We start from the raw sequence: 18,100 nt of genomic DNA on the forward strand, positions 1-18,100 counted from the left end.
TAGCAAGCATGATATTAAGCCTTTATCTTTTAATTGTCAATATATATGGGTGAAAATAATTCTCATTTCCGTTGACAATAAGAATTAAGTTGAAATACACTAACAACGTATCATTATACATTGAAGGGGAAACGCTGCATGTTATTAAAAACAAATCGAGCAAAAGGGATTGGATTATTTGTTGGAATCATTGCAGTCGTTATTTGTATTTGGGGAAGTATTATTTTCGGATATACAAATACGAGTTGGAAACTAGCATTGGATGCTTTTTTCCATTTTAACGGTTCCAATGAACATATTATTATTCAAAATGTACGTCTGCCTAGGGCGTTAATTGCAGCTAGTGTTGGTGCTAGTTTAGCCATTGCTGGTTGTCTTATGCAAACTTTAACTAAGAATCCACTTGCTTCTCCAGATTTTATTGGATTAAATTCAGGTGCTGCGTTCTTCATAGTTGTAGCAATTGTAATCTTTTCAGTAACATCATTATCAGCTTTCACATGGATCGCCTTTTTAGGAGCGGCGGTTGCAGCTGTACTTGTATTTGCTTCTAGTTCTTTAGGAAAAGAAGGGACTACTCCTCTTAAGTTAACGTTAGCAGGGGTCGCAATTAGTGCGTTATTTTCATCATTAACACAAGGATTACTTGTGTTAAATGAAAAAGCACTTGAAGAGGTATTATTTTGGCTTGCTGGATCTGTGCAAGGGCGAAAGTTAGAAATTTTACAATCTGTATTCCCATATTTATTAATAGGATGGATTGCATCTCTTATTATGGCAGGAAAAGTAAATACATTGATGATGGGAGAAGACGTCGCGAAAGGACTTGGACAACGAACAATTTTAATGAAATCATTCGTGTTACTTATTATTGTACTGTTGTCTGGTGGTTCAGTTGCGGTTGCTGGCCCAATTGGATTTATTGGGATTATTACTCCGCATTTTGCTAGATTTCTTGTTGGAGTTGACCACAGATGGAGAGTGCCTTATAGCGGATTGTTAGGTGCAATACTACTAATATTGGCTGATATAGCAGCAAGATATGTCATTATGCCACAAGAAGTACCAGTAGGAGTTATGACAGCATTTATTGGAGCACCGTTCTTTATTTATATTGCACGTAAGAGAGGGCTTAGCAAATGAAGAAATATATTCCGTTTCGTATAGGAAAAGGCGAGCTCTCGTTTTTAATGTATAAACGAGCTTGTCTCGTCTTGTTAAGTTTACTACTTGTTTTAATAGGATTATTCTTTGCGAGCGCAGGTATGGGAGACATGAAAATTGCTCCTTATGACGTATGGCAAGCAATTACCGGAAATGGCGATGCGATGTCAAACATGGTTGTAAATAAGTTTCGTATGCCGCGTATTTTAATTGCTATCCTCGTAGGAATTGCGCTCGCGGTAGCGGGCTGTATTTTACAAGGGCTTGTTCGAAATCCACTTGCTTCTCCTGATATCATCGGGATTACGGGCGGGGCAAGTGTTGCAGTTGTATTATTTTTAGCGCTATTTAGTGATAAAAATAATGCACTAACGGTAAGTATTCATTATATGCCGCTCGCAGCTTTTGCAGGAGCAACGATTGTAGCGGTTTTTGTATACTTATTTGCATGGCAAAATGATGGATTATCACCAATTAGCCTCGTTTTAATTGGTGTTGGATTCTGGGCATTAACGAAGGCTGCGACAACATTATTTATGTTGCTAGCACCAATTTATCAAGCGAGCCAAGCAAATGTATGGATTACGGGTACCGTTTATGGCTCTTCTTGGCAAAATGTTATGGTACTTGCGCCTTGGGTTCTCATTTTAACAGTAATATCATTTATCGCAGCTAGGCATTTAAATGCACAAGAGCTAGGGGATGATATAGCGGTAGGACTTGGGGTTCCTTTAACGAAGTCGCGTGTATTTATGCTATTACTTAGTACAGCTTTAATTGGTGGTGCGGTAGCTTTTGCCGGAGGGATTGGATTTGTCGGTTTAATGGCACCTCATATTTCACGAAGATTGGTTGGTTCTTTATACGGTGCATTACTCCCAGTTGCAGCTATTGTCGGTGCAATTCTAGTACTTGCTGCAGATTTAATAGGGCGTACAATTTTCACGCCACTTGAAATTCCAGCAGGGGTATTTACATCAGCAATTGGTGCACCTTATTTTATTTATTTACTTTATAAAAGTCGGAATTCATAAAGGGAGATGAATATGCAAAAAGCATTGGAGACGAAACGCTTGACGTTGTCTTATGGTGAAACAAGTATTATTGATGAGTTGAATTTAGAAATTCCAAAAGGCGAAATTACAATCTTTATCGGCTCTAACGGTTGCGGGAAATCAACTTTATTACGTTCACTAGCTAGATTATTAAAACCAACAACTGGTGATATTTTGTTAGATAATCAAGCCATTCAAAGTATGCAAACGAAGCAAATCGCTCGTCAAATGGCGATTTTACCGCAAGGACCACAAGCACCAGAAGGACTTACAGTATTACAACTTGTAAAGCAAGGGCGTTATCCATACCAAACATGGCTGAAGCAATGGTCAGAAAAAGACGAGGAAATGGTACAGAAAGCACTTGCAGCGACAGGTATGACAGAATTTGCTGAGCGTGATGTGCATGCTCTTTCAGGTGGGCAACGTCAACGTGCTTGGATCGCAATGACACTTGCACAAGATACAGATATCATTTTACTGGATGAGCCCACTACATACTTAGATATGACTCACCAAATTGAAGTGCTGGATTTATTATTCGAATTAAATGAAACAGAACAAAGAACAATTGTTATGGTATTACATGATCTAAATTTAGCATGCCGCTATGCAGATAACATTGTAGCAATTCAAGATAAACAAATATATGCACAAGGTAAACCTGAAGAAGTGGTAGATGAGAAACTAGTACGTGATGTATTCCGAATGGAGTGTCAAATTAGTACGGATCCGTTGTTTGGAACACCGCTTTGTATCCCGCATGGAAGAGGAAGACGTGTAGTTAAAGAAGTTGCTCAGGCGATAAGATAAAAAAACGATGAGTGATTCATCGTTTTTTTTATTTGGTACAAGAAAATAAGAGGAAGAGAGGAATTCGTAAGCGACGTTTATACTCTTCTTCATTTTGAAAATAGATTGGATTTGGTGTAGCTTCTTTTAATGATGTAATGGTAAATCCAGCTTGCTGTAATAATGTGAAATACTCTTCCGTTGTACGATGATATTTAATAACTTCTTGGTCAATCCATGGTTCAACCCGTTTGCCTAGTTTAAAATAATCATCGACGAGCCAACTCGTTCTTTTACCACTTGTTTGTAAGCTTTCAAATGAAGAAGTAATAACGGGATGTTGAACGCTAAAGGTAAAGGTGCCATTTGTTTTTAAAGTTTGAAACACATTTTGAAAAATGGTATCAAGATGTTCAATATAATGTAAGGCGAGTCTAGATGTTACTAAATCAAAAGTGGAAGAGGGATAGGTATAATCTTTGAGGTTTAAAAAATGAACAGATCCATTTTTATTTTCTAGTTGATTTTTAGCTTTTTCATACATAAGTTCGGAGCCTTCAATGCCAGTGTAAGAGTAGCATCCCTTTTCTAATAATTCCGCACCAAACTTAGCGTCACCACAGCCTAAATCGAGAATTTGTTTTCCTTGCACATGACCAATGAGCTGAAAGAATACTGGTTTTTCAATGGATTCATTTGGGCTATTTTCTCGGTATCTTCGTTTCATATATTGTTCGAAAAATGCTGTGTTATTGTATACATCAGATTCTGTAAATGCCATGTTTGAAACCTCCCAAAATATTTTTTTAATTCTATCAAATATGAAAAGTAAATGATAGATTTATTATAATGAATCATATATAATCTAAAATTGTAAGCGGTTACTTTAAACTATTTTTCTATAATAAATTCTGAAAACGTGTTAAGCTAGTAGAGGGATTATTAGAACTATTAAGACAATAATCCGCTTACATGAACGATGGGAGGCTTCACGATGTCTAGTAAAACACTTGCAAAATTTTTAGAAGAAAATTTAGAGGATTTAAAATCAAAGGGGCTTTATAACGTAATTGATCCGCTTGAGAGTTCAAATGGACCAATCATTACAATTGGCGGAAAAGAATATATTAACTTATCTTCAAACAACTATCTTGGATTAGCAACAGATAGCCGTTTGCAAGAAGCAGCAATTGGTGCAATTCATAAGTACGGTGTTGGGGCAGGAGCTGTTCGTACAATTAACGGTACTTTAGATTTGCATATTAAATTAGAAGAGACAATTGCAAAGTTTAAACATACAGAAGCGGCAATTGCTTACCAATCAGGATTTAACTGTAATATGGCAGCGATTTCAGCTGTTATGGATAAAAATGATGCAATTCTTTCAGACGAATTAAACCATGCTTCTATTATTGATGGTAGTCGTCTATCAAAGGCAAAAATTATTGTTTATAAACATTCTGATATGGAAGATTTACGCCAAAAAGCAATCGCGGCGAAAGAATCGGGTCTTTACAATAAATTAATGGTAATTACAGACGGTGTCTTCTCAATGGATGGAGATGTTGCAAAACTACCAGAAATTGTTGAGATTGCAGAAGAATTAGATTTAATGACATATGTAGACGATGCACACGGTTCAGGTGTACTTGGAAAAGGTGCAGGAACTGTAAAGCACTTCGGTCTATCTGATAAAGTTGATTTCCAAATTGGTACATTATCAAAAGCAATTGGGGTAATTGGTGGATATGTAGCAGGGAAACAAAACTTAATTGACTGGTTAAAAGTTCGTTCACGTCCATTCTTATTCTCTACAGCATTAACACCAGCTGATGCAGCAGCTTGCATGAGATCAATTGAAATCTTAATGGAAAGCACAGAGTTACATGATCGTTTATGGGAAAATGGCCGCTACTTAAAACAAGGATTAAAAGAACTTGGCTTTAACATTGGGGAAAGTGAAACGCCAATTACACCTTGTATTATTGGGGACGAAGTGTTAACACAAGAATTTAGTAAGCGTCTAAATGAAGAAGGTGTATACGCAAAATCTATTGTGTTCCCAACTGTAGCAAAAGGAAAAGGTCGTGTTCGTAATATGCCTACAGCAGCTCATACGAAAGAAATGTTAGATGAAGCAATTCGTAAGTATGAAAAAGTAGGAAAAGAAATGGGCATCATTTAAGTAAGGGCATCTTTTGAATAGCTTGCAAATGAGGAGTGGGGAAAATGAAAAAAATTCTAGTAACCGGTTCTTTAGGGCAAATTGGTTCTGAACTAGTAATGAAACTTCGTGATGTATACGGCGCATCAAATGTTATTGCAACAGATATTCGTGAAACAGATAGTGAAGTAGTAAAGTCTGGTCCGTTTGAAACGTTAGATGTAACAGATGGACAAAAATTACATGATATTGCAAAGCATAATGAAGTAGATACAATTATTCATTTAGCAGCTTTACTTTCAGCAACAGCAGAAAAAAATCCGTTATTCGCATGGAACTTAAATATGGGCGGACTTGTAAATGCATTAGAAGCAGCTCGTGAATTAAACTGTAAGTTCTTCACGCCAAGTTCGATCGGTGCATTCGGTCCATCGACGCCAAAAGATAATACACCGCAAGATACAATTCAGCGTCCTACTACGATGTATGGGGTAAACAAAGTAGCAGGAGAATTACTATGTGATTATTATCATCAAAAGTTTGGCGTAGATACGCGCGGTGTCCGTTTCCCAGGTTTAATTTCTTACGTAGCTCCTCCAGGAGGCGGAACGACTGATTATGCAGTTGAAATTTATTATGAGGCGATTAAAAAAGGTGCATACACCTCATACATTGCTGAAGGAACGTACATGGACATGATGTATATGCCTGATGCTTTACAAGCGATCATTTCATTAATGGAAGCTGATCCAAGTAAGCTAGTGCATAGAAATGCATTTAACATTACGGCAATGAGTTTTGAGCCAGAGCAAATTGCAGCATCAATTCGTAAACACATTCCGACGTTTACAATGGATTATGCAGTAGATTCAGCTCGTCAAACAATCGCTGATAGTTGGCCAAACTCTATTGACGCAACTGCAGCAATGAAAGAGTGGGGCTTTAAAGCAGAATACGATTTAGACAAAATGACAACGGACATGTTGGCTAAGTTAAAAAAAAAGCTCACAGCTGAGTTAGTGATGAATTAATAGGAAGAGTCGATTCTTAGGAATCGGCTCTTCATTATTTTTGGGAGGAGAGAAGTCTTATGCAAAGAGTAGATGTCGTATACGCACTAATACATGACGAGGAAACAGATAAAATATTAATGGTACATAATGCAGAACAAAACGTTTGGTCATTGCCAGGTGGGGCTGTGGAAAAAGGTGAAATATTAGAGGAAGCACTAATAAGAGAAGTGAAAGAAGAGACAGGTTTAATTGCTACGTTAGGTGGACTTGTTGCGATCAATGAAAAATTCTTTGAGGAATCAGGGAATCATGCACTATTTTTTACATTCCGAGCGAATGTAGTAAAAGGTGAACTTATTGCGGAAGATGAAGGTGAAATTTCTGCAATAGAGTGGGTGGATCGAACAATTGCGAATGAGCGCTTCCCATACTATGACGGAGGATTTGAATCCTTATTAGAAGTAGCCATTCCATATAAGTTTCAACCAGAAACAAAGTAATTGAATGAAAAAATAGGAGCCACAAGGCTCCTATCTTCTATTCAATCGTCTTCAGTAATAATTTTTTCAGTAATGGTTTAATCTTCAATCGTAAATCTTCAGCATGATTTGCAACTAAGAAGTGATGGTTATAAATGTTCTTCATCAATTGATAAGTTGCTTCTTTTGCCTCGCCTTCTTCGATGAAGATACCGATTACTTCCATGCCACTTTTACGCGCGAGTTTAACAGCTTCATGCGTATCTAAAATTCCATCTTGTTGATAGTCTAGCGCAGAAGGCTCACCATCTGTGAAGATTAGTAAGAATTTATGTTTCTCAGGTCTTTTTGCAAGCTTTTCAGAAACGATACGAATAATATATCCGTCGCGGTTATCTTCTTCTTCACGAAGTTGCATAATTTCCGGACCAACGTTTGGTAACGTTGAGTTTTTATAATTTACAACTTCATGGATAACGTTCGGCTTATCTTCAGGTTTAGCGCTAGAGGCATCTTCCCAAAATCCGCTAATAGCGTGCGGGATTTTTAAAGATTTTAAAGCTTCATGGAATAGTACAACACTCTTCTTCGTCTCTTCCATTTTGTTATACATAGAACCAGAACAGTCAACTAACAGTTGGAATGCAACATCGAGTTCTTGTGACTCTTGTCCTTTTTTATAAAACATACGCGGTTGTTTTTCGGTATAAATACGAAGGAATTTTTTGCGAAGCCTTCCGTAATATTTATCACTATTCGCATTCGTTTTATTTTCAATCGTTTTTTCGATAATTTTCTTTAATTCTTTTACATCTTTATTGACGACTGATTTGATAGCTTGGTAATCTTTTTTCTCATCGATATTTGCTTTGCGAGCTTCTTTAAATGTATGAGAAGCACCTACATTATACTTACCGTATGCACCGTCGTGCTGGCTAGAAGCGTGTGAAGCTCTTGCTTCTTCTGTATCAGCGCCATCAAAGTTGGATTGTGTACTTTTTTGAGAAGTACCTTGTACAGAACCAAGTGCTTGGTCGCCATCTTCTGATTCACGAGCAGTATCGCCCATCATGTTTGTTTTTGTTCCGCTTTCTAATTCAAAGCGTAAAAAGTTCTCGTTTTCGTTATTTTTATTTTCACGATGCCATGTGGAGAAACTTTCATCCATTTTGTTTTTATTTTCATCGTCATCTATAAGCTGTGTATCATCATTTGCTAAATCTTCGACGCGACAGTTCTTTTCGTCTGCAAGAACAGATAAGTAAAGTGGAGCATGTCCGAAATAGTTGTTAAGCATATCACTTTCAAGAAGCGCCTCTAAGCGATAGCGAATTTTCTCAACGACATACATAATATCTTCTGTATTACGTGCTTGGAATGTTTCATGTAAAATCGCTTCAATTTGCTCAAAATATTCATTATTAAACATTTCATATTTATCGCTCGTTAATGAAAGATAGCATAGGCAAAACAAACGATCACCGTGATAATTACGAACGCGGTTTATTTCATTTTGAGAGCCGAAATAATTGCGGTACATTTCTTTTCGGCGTTTAAAAATATGCTTCGTGCCAGGACGTAAGTTCTTTACGATTTCCTCAACGCGTAAATCTTCTAATAGAACAAATAATTGTGTTAAAAACTTTTTTAGGGGCGATTCTTGCAATTCAATCGCATAAGAACGAATTAAAGTCATGTCCGAGTAATGTTTATTACCAAGTGCTTTTAAGAACACTTCGCTTTTTAATCCGATTACTGTATCTTCTTCTTTTCGATCATCCCAAAAGTGACTAATGACAACTTTCTTTTCAATTTCGTCGTAGTATGCTTTATAGCCATATTCAAGATAGGCATCGTCTTCTTTTAGAAGGGCATACATTAAGTTTTCCATTTGTAGAAACAGCGACGCATCAATTTTTTTGTCACTAAAAATTTGTCTCATAAATTATCCCTCAAAGAAATAACTTTCTGCTAATTCACGGACAGTCATTTGTTCTGTTTCATCATTAAGTTTTGCAATTATGCTTCGTTCAATAGCGCGCATAACAGGAATATATACACCTAAATCACATGCGTCGATAATACCACGAATACTTGCTGCTTCTTCACTTACACGTCCATCGCGAGCTAAAGGCATAAGGTCGCTTGCAAATGCAACAAACTTTTCAATTGTTGCAACATCATTTAATTTTGATTCTGCTAATAATAGTTCTTTTAATGTGTCACCTTGAATGTAAGGAACTTCAATAATAACGAAACGGTTTTTTAATGCTTCATTTAGTTCACTTGTTCCAACGTAACCTTCGTTAATCGCAGCAATTACACGGTATTCTTCATCACCGTATACAACCTCTTGTGTAAATGGGTTTGTGATCATTTTACGGTAATCTAATGCGCCGTGAAGTAGCGGTAAAGTTTCAGGTTTTGCCATATTGATTTCGTCAATATATAGGAAGTGACCGTTCTTCATTGCTTTCATAAGAGGACCGTTAACGAATGAAACTTCAGATGCACCATCTTTCGTTTGTAGTGTGTTGTATCCTAAAATACCTTCTACATCTAAGTCGACAGAGCAGTTAATGCTATGCATTGGTTTTTGAAATAAAGAAGAAAGAGTTTCCGCTAGTACTGTTTTACCACTACCAGTCGGTCCTTTTAATAGAATGTTCTTGCCAAGAAGAAGTGCTGTAATCGCATCTTCGATAATGCTGTTATCAGATGCTTTATATATTTTAGTACCGATTAAATGAGCATTTTCACCAGCTTCTTGTTTATTCTTTTCATGAATCGTAGAAAGCTGCTGTTTTAAATCAGAATGTATATGAAATTGTTCTAACATGTATTTCCCACCTAACATTATTTTCATAAAGTAATACATCTTATGATAACTTGTTTTAATATGGTATGCAAAGAAAAGGAAGGAGGATAAAGGGAAAAGAAAAAGCAATCAAGATGAAGTTGATTGCTTACAGTAAAGGAGAAATGAGCCTCATGAAAGACTCCAATATGCGTTTTTTTATACTTCTTTTTTGGAAAGAGTTCCATTTAATTTCAGTTGAATGTTTAAAATCTTTTTCAAAATCACGTTTAATATCGTGAACTGTTTTTGATTCATAAAGTACGCTAATAATTTCGTAATTCAATTCAAAGCTACGTACATCCATGTTCGCTGTTCCGATAGTTGCAATTGTATCATCAACGAGTACAATTTTTGCATGCATAAAACCATCTTTATAACTGTAAATAGAAGCACCAGCTTTTAAAAGTGGAGTGAAATAGGATTGAGATGCTTGATCACTAATGATGCTATCACTTTTACCTGGATATAAAATCCGTACATCTATTCCGGCAATTGCACTTAAGCGTAATAATGTTAAAGTTTCTTGATCTGGAATAAAGTAGGGTGTAGCGATCCAAATGGATTTTTTTGCAGAGCCCATAACAGCTAATAATGTATTACGAATACTTTTATCATCGGAGCTTGGTCCGCTTGCTACGATTTGAACAGCACCTTCTGCATGTGAAATCTCTTTACCTGGGAAGTATTGTCTATTCATGAATTGATCCCAGGAATAAGTATTTAAACCACTAGAGGCATAGAGCCAGTCTTCTAGAAAGATTGCTTGTAATTTATATAATGCTTTTCCTTCTATTTTTAGATGACTATCACGCCAAACAGGAAATTTCTTTGAACGGCCAAGATATTCATCACCGACATTGAGTCCTCCGGTAAAACCAATTTCTCCATCTACAATAACAATTTTTCGATGGTTACGATAATTGACAGTTTCAAGTAACCAAGCTGAAAAAATAGGGTCAAATTCTACAATTTCAATCCCAGCTTCTTTCATAGGTTGCAAAAATCGTCTTCTTAACGTGTTACTTCCAAGACCATCATAAAGGAAGCGTACAATAACACCATCTTTTGCTCTTTGTATTAAAGCATCTCGAACTTTTGTACCAATTTCATCAGATTTATAAATGTAGTATTGAATATGTATATGATGTTTTGCCTGCTCTATAGCTCGCAAAATTTCTGAAAATGTTTGATCTCCGTTTGTTAAAAGTTTTGTAGTTGTTTTATCTGCGGCAGGACCGCCTCCAAATTTTTGTATGACTTCTGTTAAATGTATGGAACGTTCATTTAGTGGAACTGTGAGTAATAACTCTAGTCTTCTTCCTTCTAATATTTCACGGAATAATTTTCTTTGTTCTTCTGAACGATGGAGATGTTTTTTTCTTCTCCAGCGGCTGCGCCCGAAAATAGCGTATAAAAGCACACCTATAATAGGAAGAAGTGCTAATACTAAAAACCATGCCAATGTGCTTTGTGGAGATCTATTTTCTATAAAGATAACGAATGAAATTCCTACGATTGTGATGGACCATAGAGCACCGACAAATGTATATAACGAAATATACGATGTATTTAATAGGAACAGAACGATAGATACAATTGTAAATATTAATAGTAACTGAACGATAGGCTTCTTCATTTCTATATAATTCCCCTAATCTTTTTTCAATATAGACTTCTTAAATAGAAGATGTAATATGACATCTTTATTATAAGGTGTTTTGCTTTTTTTACAAAATATAGACATTTCACCTATACTTTCCGCATTTGTCCTACATACAGTGTACTATCACATTTTTATCCCACTCTTAATGCATATGAAAATGAAAAAATCGAAAAGGAGCGGAGAAACATGAATTATATAGAAAATAATGGATTGTATTATCGGAATCATCATCATGGAGGACACAATCATGGAGGACACAATCATGGTGGGCACAATCATAACGGCGGACATCATCACCATGGAGGACACAATCACCATGATCACCATCATCATCACGGAGGCGGATGGGGCTGGGGTGGTAGTTCATGGGGAGGCGGATTTTTCCCTGGAAGCTTTGCAGGAGGAGTGTTAGGTGGACTGACAGCTGGCGCATTAACGGGTGCAGCAAGTGGAGGGTATTATCCAGCGCCATATCCAGTAACTTATCCATCACCATACCCTGTAACGTATCCAATGCCATACCCAGGTTATCAGCAAATACCATATTCGTATTAAACTAAAAAAGAGGCTACCCTCTTTTTTAGTTTAATACGGTATTTATTTATAAAATACTTCCAAAATTAAGGTGGAAATATGTTAATATTTTGTTATTGTAATTCAAAAACATATACATTAATGTAGATTTTCATATTATTATTCGTGAATAGTTATGTAGTATGTTCTAATTTCTATTTTGTTATTAAAGAGTAAAGAGATCAGATGTGAATGGTATTAGTTAGAAACAGGGCTTGGATAGAGCCACTTAAAAGGATTGCAGTATAATAAGGTGCGAAATAATTAGGGAGATGAGAAGCTACTAGTTATAATTGAAACGGTATAATATTGCTTTTTATTACAAATAATATTATGTTATTTTAATCGGTCTATTTAAAAAGATAATTTATGTAATGGGCTAGTATTAGAAAATGAAATATCTCTATTTCTATGAAGAGAAACAGGTTGTGTTTTAGTCAGATAGGAAGCAAGGAGAGATGCGCATGCTAGAACAGAGAGGTCATGCATTATATGACTCTTCATTGCGAGATTTAAAGTTAGCATTAGATGAGTCTTCAATTGTTGCAATTACAGATCGAAAAGGTCTTATTACATATGTAAATGATAAATTTTGTGAAATCTCTAAATACAAAAGAGAAGAATTAATTGGAAAAGATCACCGTATTTTAAATTCAGGACATCATCCGAAAACCTTTTTTCAAAACTTATGGAAACGTATTTTGAATGGGAAAGTATGGACAGGTGAGATTCGGAATCGAGCAAAAGATGGTACATATTATTGGGTCAAAACAACAATTGTTCCATTTTTAAATGAAAAAGGAGAGCCATACCAGTTTATCGCAATTCGAAATGATATTAGTAGTAGAAAAGAAGCAGAACATAGATTGCGGCTAAGTGAAAGTCGTTATAGGGAACTTGCCTATCATGATGCTTTAACCAGTTTGCCGAACCGTTTGCAATTAATAACAACCGTTAATAAATTGATTGCAGATAAAAAAGAATTTGGTATGATTTACTTTGATTTGGACCGTTTTAAATTAGTAAATGATACGTTAGGTCATATGATAGGGGACTTACTTTTAAGCGAAGTCGCTTCACGGTTGCATTATGTACTAGGAGAGAAAGATGTTCTGGCTAGGCTAGGTGGCGACGAATTTGTGCTGTTAACAAAAAATCATAGGCAAGATGATATGAGTCAGTTAGCGACATCTGTGTTGTCATGTTTTCAGGCACCATTTATGTTGGAAGGCCATGAAGTATACATTTCAGCTAGTCTAGGACTTTGTTCTTATCCACAAGACGGACTAGACGTGGAAACGTTATTGAAAAACTCTGACTTAGCTATGTATAGTGCAAAAGAACAAGGTAGAAACGCTGCATGTTTCTTTACAGATGAGCTACGGGCGAAAATAAATCGTAGAATGAAAGTTGAGTTTGCTTTGCAAAAGGCAATTCGTGATGAAGAGTTAGATGTAGCATTGCAGCCTATTATTGATTTGAAAACGAAGAGATATTCTGGTATAGAAGCTTTAGTACGCTGTATGACAGAAGACGGCCCCATTGCACCAAGCGAATTTATCCCGGTAGCTGAAGAGTCTGGACTTATTATAAAGCTAGGAGACTGGGTATTAGAAAAATCGTGCCGATTGTTTAAAACATTGCCAAATTATCAAGAAGGACTAAAGTTATCTGTGAATTTATCTATACAACAATTAATGCAGAAACGTTTTATTTTGTCTGTACGTAGCATTTTAAAGAGAACTGGTTTTCCTCCGAACCGTTTAATATTAGAAATAACGGAAAGCATTGCAGTCCGCCATTTTGATTATATTATTGCTACATTACAAGAATTAAGAAATATGGGTGTTTTAATTGCTTTGGATGATTTCGGAACTGGCTATTCTTCCTTATATTATTTAAAACAACTACCACTGGATATTGTGAAAATTGATCGTAATTTTATTCGTGAATTTCATTATGATCACGCGCAACCAGAACGAACAATTGTAAAATCTGTTATTGAAATTGCTCATAGTTTAAATTTAGCAGTAGTTGCTGAAGGGGTAGAAACAGTAGAGCAAGAGAGTTTGTTACAATCAATGAGCTGTGATTATGTACAGGGATTTTATTATGCGAAACCTTTATCTGTAGGAGAGTTAAAAGAAAAGTTAATTACAGATTTTTAATAAAAAAGAGAAGCCAGCAGCTTCTCTTTATTTAATCCGTTTTTTGTGAGTCTTTCATTAGTACTGGATAAAGAATAAGACCTAATACGAACAATCCAATTCCTAAGAAGAACGTTTTTAAATCAGCAGTTCCCGTTTTGATAACCCAAATTGAGTATACAAATGCTAATGTAGTGATGATCCCGTCCTTTATTCGAGAACCAGGCATTATATCATACGTTTCTCCTGTAATAACCAGTTTGAATTGGTACAGAGTAGAAACTAGGTATGGAATTAAATAGGCTAATGTTGCTACGACAATAGCGAAACTATACGCTTCTGAAACAGTACCAGAAATCGTTGAAAATAAGAAAATTTGCGTCATTACATTTGTAATCAATAATGATTTTGAAGGACTACCTTTTTTATTTGTTTTCCCGAAAAACTTAGGGAAAAGTCCATTCTTTGCTGCCTGGTAAGGTACTTCTGAACTAACAACAATCCAACCAACTGTAGATCCAAATAAAGATATAAGAGCGAGTAAAGCCATGATATATGCGCCTTTATTTCCAATTGCTAAATTTAATGCGTCTACTAATGGTTTTTGAGACTCTTTTAAAGCATCTTGCGGAAGAGCTCCCATTGTAAGTAAAGTAATTGACATGTAAATAAGAAGAGCGATAATTAATCCGAAAATCGTAGCTTTTTTTACATCGCGCTGTGATTTTGCACGATTAGAAAGCATAACTGCTGATTCAATACCGATAAATGCCCAGAGTGTTGCAATAGCAGCTGAATTGATTTGTCCACCTAACGAGATGGATTGTCCTGCTTCATTCATAAAGGTTTGACCGTCTCCGAAATTAGAGGCATTGAAAATGAATAATGTAATTACAATAAACATTGTAAATCCGATAATTTTTGCAATGGTAGCAAGTAGATTCATATTTCCAGCTCGATCAATATTTTGAGAAAGAATATATTGAATTCCCCACAGCATAAGGCTACATACGAGGAAAGTTAATCCTTTTCCGAGTTCTAGTGAAAATCCGTTTATTGAAAAAAGAATTTGCTTACTTTGTAAAACTGGAAAGAATGTTGATAAATATCCAGCAAAGGAAATAATAACAGATGCTGTTGCAGCCCAGTTAGCAGCCCAATATCCCCATGCCATACTATATCCCGCAACTTTACCAGCTTTTTTTGAAGGAAACATCGCTTGAGCGTAGCTTTGTGGTCCAGCTTTTAATTCTGGTTTCCGAATCGCTAAATTTCCAAATACAAGTGCAATCATAAATACGCCAAGGCCTGTAATACTCCATGCGAGTGTAGAACCCATTGGCCCTGATACTTGTGCTAAATTTGCTGGAAGCATAAATACGCCACCGCCAACCATATTCCCGATAACAAATGCTGTTAAAACCCATAATCCCCATTTTTTCGTTTCCATTTTTGTTAACTCCTTTGTAGTAAGTTTTGCTTAAACATCATTTTTTACTAGCTTTTTGACAATAAAAAAAGAGCCATGTAGATAAAAAAATACCTACATGGCTCTTTCGCCAAAGCGTAGGTACAACGGGAATAACCCTTGTACCTACGCGTAATTTTTCCGCTAGGTTTCAAGGGTTACGTATGATGATGATGTTTTTGTGCAAATGAAACTACAGTTGTTGTATAAGTAAGCATAGTTCTTTGCTCCCTTTCTCCTCTGATTTTGAAGTTAGTATACTACATGTTTTTTTGAATGAAAAGAAAAATATAAAAATTTTTATAAAAATACGTTTTAAAGATTAAATATTTACCTATATTTTTCTTGTACTGGAAAATAAGTGAGAGATTGGCAGAAGAGTGAAGCATGTTATAATACATATAGAATTAGAAGGTGACAAGGGGCTATTGTAGATGATGAGTAAGTATGAACAAATTTATACAGAAATCAGTAAATCTATTGATAATAAACAATTAAAAGAGGGATGCAAAATCCCATCAGAAACAGAATTAATGAAGCAGTATGAGGCAAGCCGAGGCACGGTAAGAAAAGCTGTAGATTTACTGCAAGAGCGTGGATATGTGCAAAAAATTCATGGAAAAGGTGTTTTTGTTTTAAAGCGAAAAAATATTGAATTTAATTTTGGCGGTATTGTAAGTTTCCAAGAAGAAAATGAACGTTTAGGACGTCATTGTATTACGGAAGTTGTGGAAATGGACAAAGAAAAAGCCACAAAAGAAATTGCGAAATTATTAAATGTAAAAGAAAAAACAGAGATTGATCATATTAAACGTGTACGAAATATTGATGGAGAAAAAGTAATTTTAGATATAAATCATTTTGTATCTGAGTTTATTCCAGGATTAACGAAAGAAATTGCAACTGCATCGATTTATAAATACATTGAGAAAGAGCTTGGGCTACATATTAGTTATTCGCAGAGGGTAATTGAAGTACAGCCGTGTACAGAGGATGACAGAAAGTATTTAGATTTAAATGGAACAGACTATGTTGTCGTTGTGAAAAACTTTACACATTTGTATGATGGAAGTCAGTTTGAATACACAGAATCACGCCACCGTTTAGATATTTTTCACTTTTCGGATGTGGCACGCAGGAAGTAAAGAGGTGGAACAAAATATTGTTTCATCTCTTTTTTTATAAAAAAAAACACAAACTCGTATATACGAGTGTTGACTAACTTATGTATACGAGTTAATATGTAATTGTAAACGGTATCAAAAAAAGAAAAGAGGGACGGGAATATGGGGAAAGACTATCGTAAAACAGCAGAGGAAGTGTTGCAGTATATTGGTGGGAAAGACAATATTGAACAAGCTGCACATTGTGTGACGAGGCTCCGTATCGCTTTAAAAGATGAAAGTAAAATAGATAATGATAAATTACAGTCTGTTTCATTAGTGAAAGGAGCGTTTCATAACGCTGGTATATTTCAAGTTGTAATTGGTCCAGGGGATGTAGATCGTGTTTACGCTGAATTGATAACGCTTGCAGGTATGGAAGAATCGACTGTAGCTGACGTAAAAGATTCTGGAAATCAGAAGTTAAATCCAGCTCAAAAGTTTGTAAAAATATTTTCGGATGTATTTATGCCGATATTACCAGCGATCGTAACAGCTGGTTTACTAATGGGTATTAACAATCTATTAGGGGCAAAGGACTTATTTTTTGATGGGAAAAATTTATTAGATGTTTATCCGAACTTAGGCGGGCTTTGGGATTTAATTAATATGATGGCCAATACAGCATTCGTATTCTTACCAGCACTTGTCGGGTGGTCAGCAACGAAGCGTTTTGGTGGTAGTCCAATACTAGGGATTGTTATGGGATTAATGCTTGTGCACCCGGCCTTATTAAATGCTTGGGACTATGGAAAAGCAGCGACTGGTTTAGAGGGTCAAAAGATTGAGTACTTCAACATTTTAGGACTGTTCCAAATTGAGAAGGTAGGATATCAAGGACAAATTTTACCTGTTTTAGTAGCAGCTTTTGTATTAAGTAAAGTGGAAATTTTCTTAAAGAAACATGTACCAAATGCAATTCAATTATTAGTTGTACCAATTACAACAATCGTTGTGACAGGTGTGTTAGCATTAGGAATTATCGGTCCGGTTACACGTCATATTGGAGATTTATTAACAGTAGGATTAGTAGGTGTATATGAAACAGTACCAGTAGTTGGAGCAGTATTGTTTGGAGCATTATATGCACCGCTTGTAATTACAGGTATGCATCATATGTTTATTGCAATTGATTTACAATTGATTGCACAGCACGGTGGCACATTCATTTGGCCAATGATTGCTCTTTCTAACATTGCGCAAGGTAGTGCGGCACTTGCAATGTTCTGGATTTCTAAAAATCAAAATGATAAAAGTATGGCATCAACATCAGCCATTTCAGCATACTTCGGTATTACAGAACCAGCGATGTTTGGTGTGAATTTACGAAATAAGTTCCCGTTCTATGCAGCGATTATAGGGTCTGCTGTGGCAGCGATATTCATTACATTAAATGGTGTATTAGCACCTGCTATCGGAATTGGCGGATTGCCAGCATTTATTTCTATCATTCCGAAATCGATTCCAATGTTTATTGTAGGAATGATTATTGCAGTTGTAATCCCATTTACTTTAACATGGTTATTTGCAAAAAGAGTCAAACAGAAGTAGGAGGAAGT

At 35.8% G+C, this 18,100-nt stretch carries 15 protein-coding genes; 10 read left to right on the forward strand and 5 right to left on the reverse strand.

The genetic code is table 11. The features are described 5' to 3' along the window. The first annotated feature begins 138 nt into the window (after window positions 1-138). From ACYFX0_RS23205 to ACYFX0_RS23215, 3 genes are read left to right on the forward strand one after another with little or no spacing between them, the layout of a single operon-like run. The gene (locus ACYFX0_RS23205; RefSeq protein WP_000925213.1) at window positions 139-1,143 is read left to right on the forward strand and encodes a FecCD family ABC transporter permease; all 1,005 of its coding nucleotides are present in this window, start codon (window positions 139-141) and stop codon (window positions 1,141-1,143) included. After that, complete coding sequence (locus ACYFX0_RS23210; protein WP_000760052.1) at window positions 1,140-2,198, forward strand: FecCD family ABC transporter permease; 1,059 nt, start codon at window positions 1,140-1,142, stop codon at window positions 2,196-2,198. The genes ACYFX0_RS23205 and ACYFX0_RS23210 overlap by 4 nt, the downstream gene beginning before the upstream one ends. A gap of 12 nt (window positions 2,199-2,210) precedes the next feature. Next, the gene (locus tag ACYFX0_RS23215; RefSeq protein WP_001167972.1) at window positions 2,211-3,032 is read left to right on the forward strand and encodes an ABC transporter ATP-binding protein; all 822 of its coding nucleotides are present in this window, start codon (window positions 2,211-2,213) and stop codon (window positions 3,030-3,032) included. Window positions 3,033-3,060: 28 nt separating this feature from the next. Here the strand turns inward: ACYFX0_RS23215 and ACYFX0_RS23220 are convergent, their stop codons facing one another. Further along, window positions 3,061-3,792: a class I SAM-dependent DNA methyltransferase gene (locus ACYFX0_RS23220; RefSeq protein ID WP_000885973.1), complete on the reverse strand. Its 732-nt coding sequence runs from the start codon at window positions 3,790-3,792 to the stop codon at window positions 3,061-3,063. 213 nt (window positions 3,793-4,005) lie between these two features. On the opposite strand from ACYFX0_RS23220, the gene ACYFX0_RS23225 reads away from it, so the two are divergent. The 3 genes from ACYFX0_RS23225 to ACYFX0_RS23235 are packed head-to-tail and all read left to right on the forward strand — an operon-like array spanning window position 4,006 to window position 6,688. Then, window positions 4,006-5,196 (forward strand): glycine C-acetyltransferase, encoded by a 1,191-nt coding sequence (locus ACYFX0_RS23225; RefSeq protein ID WP_000095903.1) that lies wholly within the window; start codon window positions 4,006-4,008, stop codon window positions 5,194-5,196. Window positions 5,197-5,240: 44 nt separating this feature from the next. Then, complete coding sequence (locus ACYFX0_RS23230) at window positions 5,241-6,206, forward strand: L-threonine 3-dehydrogenase (RefSeq protein WP_000723120.1); 966 nt, start codon at window positions 5,241-5,243, stop codon at window positions 6,204-6,206. 59 nt (window positions 6,207-6,265) lie between these two features. Next, entirely contained in the window at window positions 6,266-6,688 is a 423-nt protein-coding gene (locus ACYFX0_RS23235) for an NUDIX hydrolase (protein WP_001189930.1), read from the forward strand. 37 nt (window positions 6,689-6,725) lie between these two features. Here ACYFX0_RS23235 and ACYFX0_RS23240 read toward each other — a convergent pair whose 3' ends face one another. The 3 genes from ACYFX0_RS23240 to ACYFX0_RS23250 all read right to left on the reverse strand — a co-directional run bounded on the left by ACYFX0_RS23240 (window position 6,726) and on the right by ACYFX0_RS23250 (window position 11,163). Next, the gene (locus ACYFX0_RS23240) at window positions 6,726-8,609 is read right to left on the reverse strand and encodes a vWA domain-containing protein (protein WP_106082009.1); all 1,884 of its coding nucleotides are present in this window, start codon (window positions 8,607-8,609) and stop codon (window positions 6,726-6,728) included. Window positions 8,610-8,612: 3 nt separating this feature from the next. Continuing rightward, window positions 8,613-9,506: an ATP-binding protein gene (locus tag ACYFX0_RS23245; protein ID WP_000892989.1), complete on the reverse strand. Its 894-nt coding sequence runs from the start codon at window positions 9,504-9,506 to the stop codon at window positions 8,613-8,615. A gap of 127 nt (window positions 9,507-9,633) precedes the next feature. After that, window positions 9,634-11,163 carry a cardiolipin synthase gene (locus ACYFX0_RS23250; RefSeq protein ID WP_460271965.1) on the reverse strand — a complete coding sequence of 510 codons (1,530 nt, stop codon included), beginning with the start codon at window positions 11,161-11,163 and terminating at the stop codon, window positions 9,634-9,636. Window positions 11,164-11,376: 213 nt separating this feature from the next. On the opposite strand from ACYFX0_RS23250, the gene ACYFX0_RS23255 reads away from it, so the two are divergent. Both ACYFX0_RS23255 and ACYFX0_RS23260 read left to right on the forward strand, forming a co-directional pair. Then, window positions 11,377-11,745, forward strand: a complete 369-nt coding sequence (locus ACYFX0_RS23255) for a cobalt transporter (protein ID WP_086398185.1) — start codon at window positions 11,377-11,379, stop codon at window positions 11,743-11,745. A 482-nt stretch (window positions 11,746-12,227) separates the two neighbouring features. Continuing rightward, on the forward strand, window positions 12,228-13,931 hold the full coding sequence (locus tag ACYFX0_RS23260; RefSeq protein ID WP_000893348.1) for a putative bifunctional diguanylate cyclase/phosphodiesterase: 1,704 nt from the start codon (window positions 12,228-12,230) through the stop codon (window positions 13,929-13,931). Window positions 13,932-13,962: 31 nt separating this feature from the next. Here the strand turns inward: ACYFX0_RS23260 and ACYFX0_RS23265 are convergent, their stop codons facing one another. Then, window positions 13,963-15,360: an amino acid permease gene (locus tag ACYFX0_RS23265; RefSeq protein WP_000448446.1), complete on the reverse strand. Its 1,398-nt coding sequence runs from the start codon at window positions 15,358-15,360 to the stop codon at window positions 13,963-13,965. A gap of 452 nt (window positions 15,361-15,812) precedes the next feature. Between ACYFX0_RS23265 and treR the strand changes: the two genes are divergently transcribed. Next, window positions 15,813-16,523: a trehalose operon repressor gene (treR, locus tag ACYFX0_RS23270; protein WP_000987242.1), complete on the forward strand. Its 711-nt coding sequence runs from the start codon at window positions 15,813-15,815 to the stop codon at window positions 16,521-16,523. A 141-nt stretch (window positions 16,524-16,664) separates the two neighbouring features. Then, window positions 16,665-18,092, forward strand: coding sequence for a PTS system trehalose-specific EIIBC component (treP, locus tag ACYFX0_RS23275; RefSeq protein ID WP_000513939.1), 1,428 nt, complete (start codon window positions 16,665-16,667; stop codon window positions 18,090-18,092). Window positions 18,093-18,100 lie beyond the last annotated feature (8 nt).

The organism is Bacillus sp. NEAU-Y102, from assembly GCF_054788175.1.

What these genes read in the sequence shown, in the direction of transcription:
- ACYFX0_RS23220 (WP_000885973.1), bottom strand. Translation starts at nt 3,792, where the DNA reads ATGGCATTTACAGAATCTGATGTATACAATAACACAGCATTTTTCGAA.
- ACYFX0_RS23215 (WP_001167972.1), top strand. Translation starts at nt 2,211, where the DNA reads ATGCAAAAAGCATTGGAGACGAAACGCTTGACGTTGTCTTATGGTGAA.
- ACYFX0_RS23230 (WP_000723120.1), top strand. Translation starts at nt 5,241, where the DNA reads ATGAAAAAAATTCTAGTAACCGGTTCTTTAGGGCAAATTGGTTCTGAA.
- ACYFX0_RS23265 (WP_000448446.1), bottom strand. Translation starts at nt 15,360, where the DNA reads ATGGAAACGAAAAAATGGGGATTATGGGTTTTAACAGCATTTGTTATC.
- ACYFX0_RS23235 (WP_001189930.1), top strand. Translation starts at nt 6,266, where the DNA reads ATGCAAAGAGTAGATGTCGTATACGCACTAATACATGACGAGGAAACA.
- ACYFX0_RS23210 (WP_000760052.1), top strand. Translation starts at nt 1,140, where the DNA reads ATGAAGAAATATATTCCGTTTCGTATAGGAAAAGGCGAGCTCTCGTTT.
- ACYFX0_RS23205 (WP_000925213.1), top strand. Translation starts at nt 139, where the DNA reads ATGTTATTAAAAACAAATCGAGCAAAAGGGATTGGATTATTTGTTGGA.
- ACYFX0_RS23255 (WP_086398185.1), top strand. Translation starts at nt 11,377, where the DNA reads ATGAATTATATAGAAAATAATGGATTGTATTATCGGAATCATCATCAT.
- treR (WP_000987242.1), top strand. Translation starts at nt 15,813, where the DNA reads ATGATGAGTAAGTATGAACAAATTTATACAGAAATCAGTAAATCTATT.
- treP (WP_000513939.1), top strand. Translation starts at nt 16,665, where the DNA reads ATGGGGAAAGACTATCGTAAAACAGCAGAGGAAGTGTTGCAGTATATT.
- ACYFX0_RS23250 (WP_460271965.1), bottom strand. Translation starts at nt 11,163, where the DNA reads ATGAAGAAGCCTATCGTTCAGTTACTATTAATATTTACAATTGTATCT.
- ACYFX0_RS23260 (WP_000893348.1), top strand. Translation starts at nt 12,228, where the DNA reads ATGCTAGAACAGAGAGGTCATGCATTATATGACTCTTCATTGCGAGAT.
- ACYFX0_RS23245 (WP_000892989.1), bottom strand. Translation starts at nt 9,506, where the DNA reads ATGTTAGAACAATTTCATATACATTCTGATTTAAAACAGCAGCTTTCT.
- ACYFX0_RS23225 (WP_000095903.1), top strand. Translation starts at nt 4,006, where the DNA reads ATGTCTAGTAAAACACTTGCAAAATTTTTAGAAGAAAATTTAGAGGAT.
- ACYFX0_RS23240 (WP_106082009.1), bottom strand. Translation starts at nt 8,609, where the DNA reads ATGAGACAAATTTTTAGTGACAAAAAAATTGATGCGTCGCTGTTTCTA.